Origin of the sequence: Polyangium fumosum (assembly GCF_005144585.1) — a bacterium.
Lineage (GTDB): Bacteria > Myxococcota_A > Polyangia > Polyangiales > Polyangiaceae > Polyangium > Polyangium fumosum.
This window is the reverse complement of sequence record NZ_SSMQ01000004.1, coordinates 250,100-262,394: the sequence shown is the minus strand read 5'-3', so window position 1 is coordinate 262,394 and position 12,295 is coordinate 250,100. Positions and strand designations below refer to the sequence as shown.

At 67.7% G+C, this 12,295-nt stretch carries 10 protein-coding genes; 3 read left to right on the top strand and 7 right to left on the bottom strand.

The window, feature by feature from the left end; all coding sequences use genetic code 11:
- Positions 1 to 55: 55 nt before the first annotated feature.
- Together E8A74_RS06155 and E8A74_RS06150 are read left to right on the top strand one after the other, a co-directional pair.
- Positions 56 to 1,111 carry a nucleotidyltransferase domain-containing protein gene (locus E8A74_RS06155; protein WP_136927977.1) on the top strand — a complete coding sequence of 352 codons (1,056 nt, stop codon included), beginning with the start codon at positions 56 to 58 and terminating at the stop codon, positions 1,109 to 1,111.
- Between the two features lie 54 nt (positions 1,112 to 1,165).
- Positions 1,166 to 2,647 carry an MDR family MFS transporter gene (locus E8A74_RS06150; RefSeq protein ID WP_136927976.1) on the top strand — a complete coding sequence of 494 codons (1,482 nt, stop codon included), beginning with the start codon at positions 1,166 to 1,168 and terminating at the stop codon, positions 2,645 to 2,647.
- Positions 2,648 to 2,673: 26 nt separating this feature from the next.
- Here E8A74_RS06150 and E8A74_RS06145 read toward each other — a convergent pair whose 3' ends face one another.
- Positions 2,674 to 3,777, bottom strand: a complete 1,104-nt coding sequence (locus tag E8A74_RS06145; protein ID WP_136927975.1) for a hypothetical protein — start codon at positions 3,775 to 3,777, stop codon at positions 2,674 to 2,676.
- Positions 3,774 to 5,006 (bottom strand): hypothetical protein, encoded by a 1,233-nt coding sequence (locus tag E8A74_RS06140; RefSeq protein WP_136927974.1) that lies wholly within the window; start codon positions 5,004 to 5,006, stop codon positions 3,774 to 3,776. Before E8A74_RS06140 ends, E8A74_RS06145 begins: the two co-directional genes overlap by 4 nt.
- A 147-nt stretch (positions 5,007 to 5,153) precedes the next feature.
- Here E8A74_RS06140 and E8A74_RS06135 point away from each other — a divergent pair, with 147 nt between their 5' ends.
- Positions 5,154 to 6,995 carry an alpha/beta hydrolase domain-containing protein gene (locus E8A74_RS06135; protein WP_136927973.1) on the top strand — a complete coding sequence of 614 codons (1,842 nt, stop codon included), beginning with the start codon at positions 5,154 to 5,156 and terminating at the stop codon, positions 6,993 to 6,995.
- A 9-nt stretch (positions 6,996 to 7,004) separates the two neighbouring features.
- Here the strand turns inward: E8A74_RS06135 and E8A74_RS06130 are convergent, their stop codons facing one another.
- The 5 genes from E8A74_RS06130 to tssI all read right to left on the bottom strand — a co-directional run bounded on the left by E8A74_RS06130 (position 7,005) and on the right by tssI (position 12,276).
- The gene (locus E8A74_RS06130) at positions 7,005 to 7,634 is read right to left on the bottom strand and encodes a DUF4145 domain-containing protein (protein WP_170228889.1); all 630 of its coding nucleotides are present in this window, start codon (positions 7,632 to 7,634) and stop codon (positions 7,005 to 7,007) included.
- Between the two features lie 108 nt (positions 7,635 to 7,742).
- Positions 7,743 to 8,387: a hypothetical protein gene (locus E8A74_RS06125; RefSeq protein WP_136927971.1), complete on the bottom strand. Its 645-nt coding sequence runs from the start codon at positions 8,385 to 8,387 to the stop codon at positions 7,743 to 7,745.
- Positions 8,384 to 9,409 carry a TolB family protein gene (locus E8A74_RS06120; protein WP_136927970.1) on the bottom strand — a complete coding sequence of 342 codons (1,026 nt, stop codon included), beginning with the start codon at positions 9,407 to 9,409 and terminating at the stop codon, positions 8,384 to 8,386. Before E8A74_RS06120 ends, E8A74_RS06125 begins: the two co-directional genes overlap by 4 nt.
- On the bottom strand, positions 9,394 to 9,699 hold the full coding sequence (locus E8A74_RS06115; RefSeq protein ID WP_136927969.1) for an immunity protein Tsi6 family protein: 306 nt from the start codon (positions 9,697 to 9,699) through the stop codon (positions 9,394 to 9,396). Before E8A74_RS06115 ends, E8A74_RS06120 begins: the two co-directional genes overlap by 16 nt.
- 6 nt (positions 9,700 to 9,705) lie before the next feature.
- Positions 9,706 to 12,276: a type VI secretion system tip protein TssI/VgrG gene (tssI, locus tag E8A74_RS06110; protein WP_136927968.1), complete on the bottom strand. Its 2,571-nt coding sequence runs from the start codon at positions 12,274 to 12,276 to the stop codon at positions 9,706 to 9,708.
- Positions 12,277 to 12,295: the final 19 nt, after the last annotated feature.

The window sequence follows — 12,295 nt, the reverse complement described above, 5'->3', positions numbered from 1 at the left end:
GTCGCGATGTCCACGGGAGGCATGTGCTAGTGTCCGCCACCCTCAGGAAAACCGAATGGAAGCGAAATCCGAGGTGATCCAGCGACTCGAAGCGAAGGCAGGCCGCGCCTTTCCGCACGTGCTCGCCGCGCGTGACCTCTCCGCGCAGACGCTCTGCACCCTGCGCGAGCTCCTGCAGGGGCACGACCCGGAGGACGCGAGCATCGTCGTCTTCGGCTCGTTTGCCCGCGGCGAGTACACGTCGGGCAGCGACATCGACTGGACGCTGCTCGTGGACGGGCGCGCCGATCGGGTCCACTTCGACAAGGCCCTCGCGATCACGAAGATCCTGCACGAGGCGAAGTTCCAGCCGCCGAGCCCCTTTGGCGTCTTCGACAACGTGTCCTTCAGCCACCCGCTCCTGCACCTCATCGGCGGGCACGACGACACGAACCGCAACACCACGCAGCGCATCCTGTTCCTGCTCGAGTCGATCGCGATCGGTCAGCGCGACGCGCTCGAGCGGGTCGTGGATCTCGTGCTGCACCGCTACGTCGGCGACGACCGTGGTCTTTTGTTCTCCAAGCGTTCGAAGCTCGTGCCGCGTTTCCTGCTGAACGACATCATCCGGTACTGGCGCACGATCACCGTGGATTTCGTGAACAAGCAGGGCTTCAAGGGCGGCTGGGCGCTGCGCAACGTCAAGCTGCGCACGAGCCGGAAGTTGCTCTTCGCGAGCGGGATGCTCGCGTGCTTCTCGCTCGAGCTCTTCGGCAAGGGCGAGTTCCGGCGCGGCGAGGGCGGCGTGGATCCTGCGCGCGTCGTGCGGTTCCTGCGCGAGCGGCTGCGCCTCTCGCCGCTGGAGCAGATGTGCGAGGTGCTGCTCCGACCTTCGATCTCCGCGGACACCGCGCAGAAGGTGATCGGCTCGTACGACGCGTTCATGGGCATCCTCTCCGACGAGGGCAAACGCCGGCATCTCTCGGATCTGCCGTTCGAAGCCTTCGGGGACGACGCGCTGTTCAAGGAAGCGACGAGCTTGACCTACACGTTCCAGGAGGGGCTCGATCGCGTCTTCTTTCACGAGGACGACGAGATCGCGGGTCTCGTGCGGCAATTCGGCGTGTTCTGAGCGGAGCCGTGGTTGCGCGGGCGCTGGCCGCGGAGTAACCACACCGTCTTGGCCATGTCGGTTCCAGACGAACGACGCACGCACAGAGGCCTGACCGTCGCGGGCCTCGTGCTCGCCCTCGCCATGGCCGCGCTCGAGGCGACCGTCGTGGCCACCGCGATGCCCACCGTCACCGGGGATCTCGGCGGCATCGAGTATTACGCGTGGGTCACGAACGCCTACCTGATCACCTCGGCGATCTCGGTCCCCATCTTCGGCAAGCTCGCGGATCTGCATGGGCGAAAGCCCGTGCTGCTCGCGGGGATCGCGATCTTCCTCCTGGGATCGGCGGCGAGCGGCGCCGCGCAGTCGATGCCCGCGCTCATCGCGTTCCGCGCGATCCAGGGGCTCGGCGCCGGGGCCATGCAGCCGATGCCGGTCACGATCATCGGCGACATCTTCGGCATCGAGGAGCGCTCGAAGCTGCAAGGGTACATCGGCGCGGCGTGGGGGTTCTTTGGCCTCGTCGGGCCGATCATCGGCGGCGTGATCGTCGAGAACGTGTCCTGGCGCTGGGTCTTCTACATGAACCTGCCCTTCGGCGTGGCGGCGGCGGCGCTCGTCGCGACGGCCTTGCACGAGCGCGTGGAGCGAAAGACGCGGCGCCTCGATCTCGCAGGGGCCTTGCTGCTCGCGGGCTTCGTGACGTCGCTGCTCATCGCGAGCTCCGGGGTGCACAAGTCCGGAGCCTTCATCCTCGCCACGCCGCTCCTGCTCGTGGCCTTCGTCTTCGTCGAGCGTCGCGCCGAGGAGCCGCTCCTGCCGCTCTCGCTCTTTGCGCGCCGGGTGATGGCGCTCTCGTCCGCGATCGGCGCGGTCATCGGCGGCGCGATGATCGCCCTCCTCACGTACGTGCCGCTCTTCATCCAGGGCGTGCTCGGCGGGACGCCGACACAAGCAGGGAGCTCCATCACGCCGATGCTCGTCTCGTGGCCCATCGCGAGCACGCTCAGCGGGAGGATCCTCCCGCGGGTCGGCTTTCGTGCCCTCGTTCGTTTCGGGATGGGTTGCACGGCGGCGGCCGCGGTCGCCTTGCCCCTCGTCGCCGACCAAGGGCCCCTCGCGCTGCGCGTCGTGACCGGGCTCTTCGGGATCGGGATGGGCTGCGCCAACACGGCGCTCGTCATCTCGGTGCAGACCTCGGTGCGCTGGGAGCAGCGCGGCGTGGCGACCGCGAGCACGATGTTCTTCCGGACGATGGGTGGTGCCGTCGCGGTCGGCGTGATGGGCGGCGTGATCGTGGCCTCGCTTCGGAAGGACCCAACACTCCCGAGCGACGCGGCGAGCCGAGCGCTCTCGCGTGAGGGGATGTCCGCGCTCGGGCCCGACGTCGTGCAGCGTATCGCCGGGCTGCTCGACGCAGGCCTCGGGACGGTGTTCTGGATGATCGCGGTGCTCGGCGTCCTCGCGTTCGTCGGGGCGCTGTTTTTCCCGGACGTGCCCATGGAGACGAAGGTCGTGGAGCCTGCGCCCACGCCTGCGTCTCCCGTGCACTGATCGTTTGGGGTCGAAGGAATCGACGTTCAGGGGGCGGGCGTGGTCGTCGGGATCTGCCGCGAGCGCGGTGGGATCTTCTTCACGCGCGGGTCCGGCGTGAGATCGAGCCCGAAGCTGATGCCGAGGCTCGCGCGCACGTCATGCAGCGTGGCGAGCTCGAGCGTGGGCGGGACGAGGCGGTAGCTGCCTTCGAGGAAGACGGAGATCGGCTCGTCGTTGATCGCGAGGATCGTGCGCTCGACGCGGCCGTAGCCGAGCGCGGCGAGCTTCCACGTGCGTTCGCTGGTCCAGTGCGGGGTGATCTCGGCGCGGGTGTCGAGCGAGAGGAGCCCGTCCTGCGTTTCGAAGCGGAAGCGGATCGAGCCCGCCGTGCCAGGCGCGACGCGGTGCACGAGGCGAGGGCGCGCGATCGAGTCCGCGGGGCCAGTGCCGCGTTGCGCGCCGTAGGCGTCGAGGTCGTACCGCACGCCCACGCCGAGCTCGAGGCTGCGGCCGGGATGGTTGGAGCGCAAAGGATCGAGGTAGGCGGTCGCGCGCGCGACGGAAACGCGGAGGAAGGGGATGGCCCCGCCGTCCGCGGCGCCCGTGGGCAGGGCCCGCGGGACGGTGACGCGTCCGAACTCGGCGTCGAAGCCGACGTCGAAGGGGAAAGGAATGCTGAGCGGCGGCGAGGAGGGCAGGACGATACGCGGCGCGAGGTCGTGGCGGTGCGCGGCGGCGCCGTAAAGGACGGTGTCGAAGGAGGGCATGTCGCCGAACGGGCGGGCGAAGGGGGCGACGAAGCCCGAGAGGATACGTTGATCGAATTGCCATTCGATCCGCGAGGGGCCCTCGCCGAAGGCATACCGGCGGCGGACGGAGATGCCCGCGTGGATCTCGAGCGCGGGGGTGATGCGGCCGTTCTCCTTGCGCGCGCCGGAGGCGGCGGCGCCGAGGCGAATGCGGCTCTCGGGATCAAAACGCACGCGGAAGGTGCGGCCCTTGGGCGAATGGATAAAGTCGTCCAACGCTTGGGGGCTACGCTCGGGCAAGCCGAGCTGCGCCCCCAAACCCCCCTCATCCGCCGCGGCCATGGGCGCGGAGGTGATGGCGATCGCGGCGATCGCGGCGGTGAGGGAGCGTCGGATCACGGGTCCTCGAAGGCGGGCATCGGCTCGAAGACGCGCGGCGGGGCGCCGAAGGACATGCGCAGGCCCGCGAAGAAGCGGAGCTCGACCGCCCGGACATCACGCACGAAATCGTTTTGCGTGCGGCCCTCGGCCGCGAGGCGGGCCGAGATCGGCTGGTCGTTGATCGCGATGAGCACGCCCTCGTACGCGAACGAGCCCGCGAGGCGATTGACGGTCTCGCCCGTGAGCTCGCCGGCGACGATGGTGGGGCGCCGGAACGTGAGGTCGCTGAAGAGATAATGCAGGCCGCCTTTGCCGAGGCTGATGCGCGTCTCGATCGCGGCCGTGGGGCCGATGAAATAATTGCCCGATTTGCCGGAGACGATCGTCCGATCCTGCCAGTGCGCGCCGAAATTGCCGCCGATTTCGACGCGGAGGTGGCTGTACATGTCGTCGGATTGCCAGGGGTTCCAGGCGACGTGGAACTCGCCGAACTCCATGTCGAGGGCGTCGCGGAAGGAGGGCTGGCGATCGAGGACGGAGAGGACGCGGAAGCCAAAGCCCATGCGCGGCAGGATCGGGAAAACGTCGGGCTCGCCGAAGAAGGTGCTGATCCAGAAGAGCGGGCGCCTGTGCTCGTGCTGGTAATCGTAGGAGAGGAGCGTGCCGCGGAGCTCGAGGTCGGCGAACGTCGCGCTGCCTTCGAGGAGGCGGAGGTCGTGCCGGGCGCGCCGTCGCGGCGAGAGAATGCTGAGGTGGATGCCCATCTCGGCGTTCGCCCGGGCAAACGGGAAGCCCGGGGGGAGGGCGAACCCGCGGGTCGATTGCAGGGTGGGAGCCCAACCGACGCCGATGTAGAAGCGGTTCAACAGGTCGAATTTGACCTGGAAGGCCCGGCCGCTCTCGCCGCGCGCATACCCGGGCGGCGCCTCGGCGATCGCGGGGACGATGCGGGCGCGGCGCGCGAGCGCGCGGTAGGCGTCATCGTTGTAGGGCGTGCAGGGCTGGACCTTGTCGAGCGGATCGCCGATGCCGACCATCTCGCCGGGGGCGACGAGGCACGTCTCTCCTTTGGCGTCCTGCGTGCATTGGACGCGGAGCGTCTTTCCCTCCTTCAGGTTGTAACAGCTCACGGGCTGGTCCCAGCGGAGCGCGGGCGGGGCGTCATCCGCCGCGGCGGGCGCCGCGAACGCGAGGAGCGGGGCGGTGAGCAGCGCGGACGAGAGGAGGCGTCGGGGAGGTGATCGCACGGTGTTACCTCGTGGCGAAGGCGCCGGCGCGCGAAAAGGAGATCGCGGCATCCAGCGAGCTATCACGGTAGAGGCACGCGCCGTGCCGGCAAGGGGGGAGGGGGGCGATCTTGGGCCTGTCTGTTCCGAAAGTGCAGAACATCGACGATGAGCGCCCGAAATTCGACAGGTGCCTGCGAAGCGGTGGACGCGGCCACGGGTGGGATCCTGCCGACGCGGCTGCGCACGTGGCGCGCCGTGCCTTTGCCGACGTTGAGCGCGCCGGGGTGTCCTTGTAGATTTCACCCGATGCTCAAGACCTTCCGATCCTTCACTCGACGGGCAAACCCATTCCAGGCGGCCGTGGTCCTCGCGGCCTTCTCCCTCGCAGGGTGCAGCGACGAGCCGGCGCAAAATCCGCCCTGCGTGGGCGATGCCTGCAATCCTCCCCCACAGACGTGCGTGCCGACGATGGACTTCGAAGGGCTCGATGGGGGGCTCACGGGGTCGCTGCGCACGTTCTACAACGCCGGCGGGGGGGGACTCGCGCACATCAACTACTGGACCCTCAAGGCCGGGATGCCCGAATTCGACGACCTTCCGCCCGAGGAGCAAGCGAAGGTCAAGAAGATGCAGGCGAGCCTCCTGCATTCGCTGAAGCTCGCGCCGAAGGACAACGTGGCCGGCATCGAGGTCACGGGCACGCTCACGGTGACCGAGGGCGGGGTCACGCGGACGCAGGAGATCGTGCTGAAGATGCCGAACGACTGGAACGGCAAGCTCGTGGTGGCGGGGACGCCCGGCACGCGCAGCGAATTCGCGAACGAGGGGACGATCGTGCCCTGGGTGCTACGGCGCGGGTATGCCTACGTGGCCGGGAACAAGGGAATGACGAACGGCGGGGTCGACGGGAACGCGACGCTGCTGAACAAGGCGCACCCGACGCAGCACTGGGGCGCGATGATGCTGGATCTCGCGCAGTGGGCCGCGGATCATATCGAGATCGCGACGTGCAGGGCGCCGACCCACGTGTATGCGGTGGGCCTGTCGAACGGCGGATATCAGGTGCGGCGCGCGCTGGAGATCGATCACGAGCGCGAGAAGGCCGGCGGGAAGCGGGTTTTCGCCGGCGGGCTCGACTGGTCGGGCGCGTACTGGCCCGACGCGCGGGGGCTCGACAAGGACAAGAACGGGACGGTGACGCCGGCCGAGTATGCCGCGGCAAACCACCTCGTGAGCTCGAACGAGCGCGCGGCGCTCGCGATGAAATGGGCCTACGATGCGGCGACGCTCTCGACGCCGGCCGCGTTCTCGGAGACGCCGCCGTTCTCGGGGGCGCAGGATTTGATGATCGCAGCGGGCTTCGGCGCGCCGTCGGCGACGATCTGGGGCGCCTACAACACGGCGTTCGATTCCCTCAAGGCGTCGCTGCCGCAATTCAAGGGGATCGGTTACTACAACTTCACGGCGTATTACTTCAAGGCGGAGCTCCTCGGCCACGATCTGGCCGGGAGCGCGGCGTATAGCTGCTTCCCGCCGAACGACATGGATCCGCCGCCGTTTTATGCGTTCCTGGCCTCGGCGCCGGACGCCGGCTGGACGGAGGAGAGCGTGTCGTATGCCCTGAAGAATGCCAACACGGGCGAGTTCTCGGCGCCGCTCGTGAGCATTCACGGCGACGCGGACGGGCTGCTCGGGGTGATCTCGAACGCGGAGGACTACCGCGACGCGGTGACCACGTACGGCAATCCGGACCTGTACCGGCTCTACGTCGTGGCCGGCGGCGGCCACGTGGACCTGCATTCCGACGGGGTGCTCGATTTCGATTTCGACGGCACGCCGGCCGAGGAGGGCGCGCAGGACAAGTTCACGATCCTGCAGCCCTACGCCGAGCGCGCGTTCGACGCCCTCGTGGAGTGGGCCGAGAAGGGTACGGCGCCGCCGCCGAGCAAGACCGTGGCCGCGGATGCGGTGAACGACGAGCTCGACGCGTCGAAGATCGAATTCTGACGAGAGACCTCAGGAGGGCCGCTCGGGCGCATCCGCCCCGAGCCGCCCTCGCTGGCGCCGCGCCTGCATGCGCCGGAATTTTTCGCGAAGGTGGTAGAGCGTTTCGAGGAGCGCCCCCAGGAATTCGAGCGCCTCTTTTGCGTCCTGGTGCGAGGCCTTCGGGTCCGTGGGCAGGACGCCGACGTCGCCGAGGAACCGGAGCTCCTCGCCCCAGCGGCAAAGCTCCTCGCTGATGAGGCCCTTCGTGTAGAGCGCCCGCAGGCCGTCGAGGAAACGCTCGTGATCGGGCGCGAACTCGCGCACCACGACCTCGAGCGTGCGCCGCGCCATGACCGCCGTGGCCATCCACGCGCCCGCCGCCTCGCACCGCAGCGTCTCCTGGTAGGCCTCCATCACCCGCGGCGGGAGCTCGAAATCGATGGGCCGGAGCACCGAGGGCCAGAGCTGCCGCGGCTCCGCGGCCGCGCCGTCGGCTTCGTGCTCGTATTCGACGAGCCCGACGCGGTTGCAGCGGGCGCAATGACCGAAGACGTAGTCCTTCGAGGCCCCGTCCTGCTGCTGGTACTTGTGCTCACCGTGGTGCACGAGCTGCACCTGCATGCGACACGCCTGGCAATAAAAGCTCGGGTTGCGGTGCATCGGCTCCTCCTCGAAACGATGGAAGTCCACTCTTCCACGCATGCCGTCCGGAGGCAATGCCCATTCCGTGCCCGACGCGCCCCGGGGGCCGCGGGCCCCCCGCCGGGGCTACTCGCCTTCCGGCTTGGGATCTTCGTACTTGGGCGCGAGCGGCGCGCTTTGCCCCTTGGGCTCGAGGAGCTCGAAGGTATTGACGCAGAGGCCGAGCGGGACGACCCACACGTCCCACACGTCGAGCGGCGCCATTCCGATGAGCGCGAAGAGGCGATTGCCGTCCTCGAACATCGTGATGCGCAGCTTGAGCTTGCCGAACTCGCTCGCCTGCAGCGCGACGGCCTCCGCGGCCCAGCCAAAGGGGAACTTGTTGAGCTTGATGCGCTCGAGCGCGAGCTGCTGGAGATAACATTGCCGCTCCAGCCATTCGGCCACGTTGCCCTTCTTCGGCGCAGGGCGGACGCCGACCGTGAAGAGGATGGGCGGCAGCATCTCCTTCGCCGCGCTGAAGAGCGCGAGCGGGACGAACTCCGACTCCTGGGAGAAGTCGATCTTATCGATCGGCGCGGGCTGCTGATACCAGCCGTCGGGCAGGAGAATGCTGAAATCGAGATCCGAGCGCGGCTGCCGGACCGTGACGGTGATGCAATCCTTCAGCTCTTCCTCGTTCGGGAAGACACCTTGGGTCGGGAGATCCGGATCGTCGAGCGCCATGTCGAGCTCTTCCTTCGCTGGAGTCGAGTCTAGCACCTTCGTCACAACGGATCGTCGAATACGAAGAGGTGCGCGAGGCCCTCGCCGTCGACGGCGATCGAGCGGTCATCGAACAAGCGGGGCGTGCCGAACACCTCGTCCGGCTCGGCGAGGGCGGCGAAGGTCTCGCGCTTGACGTCGAGCAGGACGAGGCGGCTGGTCCCCAGGCGCTCCTCGTCGCCGGGCTTTTCCGTGCGGAAGAACGCGATGGAGCGGGCCGCGTGCGTGAACGTGGGCGTCCGCGCCGGGTCGAGGTAGCTGCTCTCGTAGAGGACCTGGCCTTCGCCTTCGAGGCGCGGGACGACGATGAGCGCGGTCTTCTCCTGGTCCTCGTGCACGCAGAAGAGGCCGAGCGTCGTGCCCTTGGGCGACCAGAAAGGCAAGATGTGGACGTTCCCGCCGGGGATCTCCGTGAGGATCGTGGTGACGACCGCGCTGTTTTCGCGCTTGACGAGCCAGACCTCGGAGACCTCCTCGCCGTCGCGCCCGGCCGTGTACACGATGTGCTCGCCGTCGGGGGAGACCACGATCTGCGCAGGGAACGAGGGATCGGCGTCGTCCTCGAAGGGGCCGAGCTCGCGCGGCTCCTCCTCGTCGAGCGCATAACGGAGAAGCACTTTGCGGTAGGGATCCGCGACGAGGATCGCCTTGCCGCCGGGCGTAAAGCCAAACCCCGTGCCTTCCACGCGCCGGATCTCGCCCGGCGCATCGGCGCTCGCCCAGCCGATGGTGCCGCGCGCGCCGAATCCGAGCAGCGGCGCGACGCGATACGCGATGTGCGAGCCGTCGGGGGAAAACGCGAGATCCTCGACGCGGCCGGGCTTGAACGGGACGAGGAGCCGGGCCGAATGGGCATTGTGGAGCTCGCCGATCCAGATGCCGGTTTGTCCCTCGGGGCCGTCCTCGCGGACGAAGGCGATACGTTGGCCGGAGGGCGCGAGCCGGCAGAGCCGCAGGACGGCGTCGCTGGGCACGGGCGCGTGGAACGTGCGGTGCTGGTAGCGGAGTCCGGCTAGTTGGGTGGCCATGCCGTGAAATATCCGTTGAGCTCGTGCAGGCGTTCGATGAAATCAACGAGGTCCGGATCCTGCGCCGGCTCGAGCTCGCGGGCGGCGAGGAGGCCGATCGTGATGGACTCTCGCTCGTCCTCGGTGGGCGTGCGGCCGCTCTCCGTCATCGATTGCATGGCGGCGAGCTGGCGAGCGATGGATTCGTACAGGGCGGAGCGCGGCGCCCGCTGGAAGCGCGCCTCGGCTTCGATCCGCGTCTGCTCGAGGACTTCGAGAAACTCCTTCCGGCTGTCGATCGGACGGTTCATGCAGGATCAGGCGGCTGGCTTCGCGCCGATTTCGAGGATGTTCGAGTTGTCGCCGATGTAATACTGGGCCATGCCGCCCGGGGTCATCGACGGCTTGTTCTGCACGCTCCACGTGTCGAGGATCTTCGCCGCCGTGGTCTTCAGGTAGGGCGTCGACGGGGGAATGGCGTACGGCTTCGCGATCTTCTCGACGACCGTGCCATCCTGCTTCGTCCCGAGCTTGCCAATGCCAAGGTCGGGCGGCGTTGCCATGGAGCTTGCGAAATAATTGCCCTTGAACCCGTCCGGGACCTGCCATTGCGTGAGCCGCTTCGGCGCGGGCGGGGGCGGGCCCACGGAGAGGGGCTCCTTGAAATCGATGCCCCGCATGTGGCTCAGGATCTCGTTGATCTCCTCCGGGTACTTGTAATTGCGGACCTTCTTCAGGGCCTTGTCGAACTTCTGGCCCATGTCCTTGTAGAAATGGAGGGCGACCTTCTTCCGGGCGGCGATCTGCTCGACGCTGTTCCCCTTGGCCCCGGCGATCTTGAACATGTGCGGCGTCGGCGGGCGGAAGCCGATGACCTGGCGCTGCATCGCGAGGCGCACGGCCTTGGACTTTGGCTGGCCAAACGTCTCCAGCACCGCGCCGAGCGTGCGGCCCTGGGGCCTGCGCGCGCCGTCGCTCGCGCTGCCCTCGACCTTGGGCGCCTTGCCCGGCACGCTCTTCGTGTTGATGTAGACGTGTTTGCCCTCGATGATGACGTCCTTGCCCGATTTCAGGACGACGTTGCGATCGGCGAGCAGGTTGATGTTCGCGTCGTCGATGATGCTCGTGCCCTTGCCCGTCGTGAGCGAGATCTTCGGGTGGATCGTCTCGATCATCGTCTCCTTGAGCACCATCGTCGGCTCGTTCGGTTTGTCCGGGTCTTTCTCCCGGAACTCGACCATGGCGGAGACGCTGCGCTGGCCGACCATGGTGTTGTCGACGGCGCCGATGAAGGAGCTGCGGTTCGCGCCCACGAAGATCGAGCGATTCGCGCCCGTCCGCTCGTTCTCGTTCGCCTTGACGAGCTTCGAGAGGTTTCGCTGGGCCTGCATGTAGAGCACCTCCTTGCCCGCGGCGTCGTCGAAGGTGATCTCGTTCCAGCCCTCGGATTTCGGCGAGGACTGCGATTTCCACGTGCTCACCGTCCGCTGCTCGGGGAGGTTGAAGGGCACGGGCGCGACCTTGTTGTAGGCGCGGCCGAGGAGGACGGGCTGATCCGGATCCCCTTCGAGAAAGGCGATCAAGACCTCCTGGCTCACGCGCGGCAGCACGATCATGCCGAACGCGCCGCCGGCCCAGCCCTGGCTCACGCGAATCCAGCAGGACGATTGGTCGTCGTATTGGCCGTCGCGATCCCAGTGGAATTGCACGCGGACGCGGCCGTGCTCGTCGGTGTGGATCTCCTCGCCCTTCGGGCCCACGACGATCGCGCTCTCGACGCCCTCGACGACGGGCTTCGGCGTGACCTTCATCGGCCGGAACCGCGTCTTCTCCTCGACGAACGCCGCATACCCGGAGAGCGTCCATTCGCCGTCGTGCGTGCCCTCGACGCTGACCTCGGTGCAGAGGAAGCGGCCCGCCGAGACGTCGCTGCGCGGGTGGCTTTCCACCTTGAAGAGCAGCCCCGGCGCGAGGTCGTACGCGTTCGAATCGAACTGGAGCTCGCGCTTGCCGCGGCGCGCGGCCGCGAGGTCGATGTCGGCGACGAGCTTGCCCTCGGGATCGGCCGGCACGCGCGGCTGCTCGCGCCGATCCTTGACGAGCCCGGCGGGCGTGTACCGGTAAAGCTCGTAAAAGTCTTCCGGCTTCGAAGCCTTCTCGGCGTCGCCGAGGAGGTGGAAATCGGGACGCACGAAATCGTAATCGCGGAAGCTCGCCGCGCCGGGGCGAATGCGGTGCGAGACTTTGACGTTGCGGACGAACTCCTTGCGCGCGTCCTGGTTCGGCGCATACACGAAGGGCAGGGTGGGGCGCTCCTCGCCCGCCTCGGGTTTGTCCGAAAGGATGAGCTCGGTCGTGTACGTGCCGGCGTTGCCGCCGCCGACCTGCTTGAACCAGTAGGAGATGCCCTCTTCTTCGAGCAAGCGGCTCACGAAATCGTAATCGCTCTCCTCGTACTGGGCGCGATACTCGTGCTCCTGGTGCTCGTCGACCGTCTTCATCTGGTGGACGATCGAATACTCGTCGAGGATCTGCTTGACGATCGCCGGGATCGTCATGTGCTGGAAGATGCGGTTCCGCTTGCGGAGCCGGAGGAGCCACATCTGCGGCACGATGCGCACGAAATAGGTCGAGAGGCCCGTCGGCTCGGCCTGCACCATCTGGATGTGGCTGGCGACGCCCGACCAGGCGCGCGGGCCCGCGAGCGGGCCGCCCATCATCAGGAACGCCGCGGGTCTCCCGACGAACCCTTCGAGATCGAGCCCGGGCAAGCGCGAGCGCGCGAGGACGCCCACGTCGAACGAGCCCGAGATCGGCTCCCGGACGGCGAAATGCCGCACCGAGAGGGAGTCTTCATTGTTTTCGAAGGCAAGCTCCAGCAGCGCCATGATCTTCCTCTTCGATTAC

Excerpts from the sequence above, each read along its gene's own strand:
- E8A74_RS06130 (WP_170228889.1), bottom strand. The coding sequence starts at position 7,634 with ATGCACCGCAACCCGAGCTTTTATTGCCAGGCGTGTCGCATGCAGGTG.
- tssI (WP_136927968.1), bottom strand. The coding sequence starts at position 12,276 with ATGGCGCTGCTGGAGCTTGCCTTCGAAAACAATGAAGACTCCCTCTCG.
- E8A74_RS06155 (WP_136927977.1), top strand. The coding sequence starts at position 56 with ATGGAAGCGAAATCCGAGGTGATCCAGCGACTCGAAGCGAAGGCAGGC.
- E8A74_RS06150 (WP_136927976.1), top strand. The coding sequence starts at position 1,166 with ATGTCGGTTCCAGACGAACGACGCACGCACAGAGGCCTGACCGTCGCG.
- E8A74_RS06115 (WP_136927969.1), bottom strand. The coding sequence starts at position 9,699 with ATGAACCGTCCGATCGACAGCCGGAAGGAGTTTCTCGAAGTCCTCGAG.
- E8A74_RS06120 (WP_136927970.1), bottom strand. The coding sequence starts at position 9,409 with ATGGCCACCCAACTAGCCGGACTCCGCTACCAGCACCGCACGTTCCAC.
- E8A74_RS06135 (WP_136927973.1), top strand. The coding sequence starts at position 5,154 with ATGAGCGCCCGAAATTCGACAGGTGCCTGCGAAGCGGTGGACGCGGCC.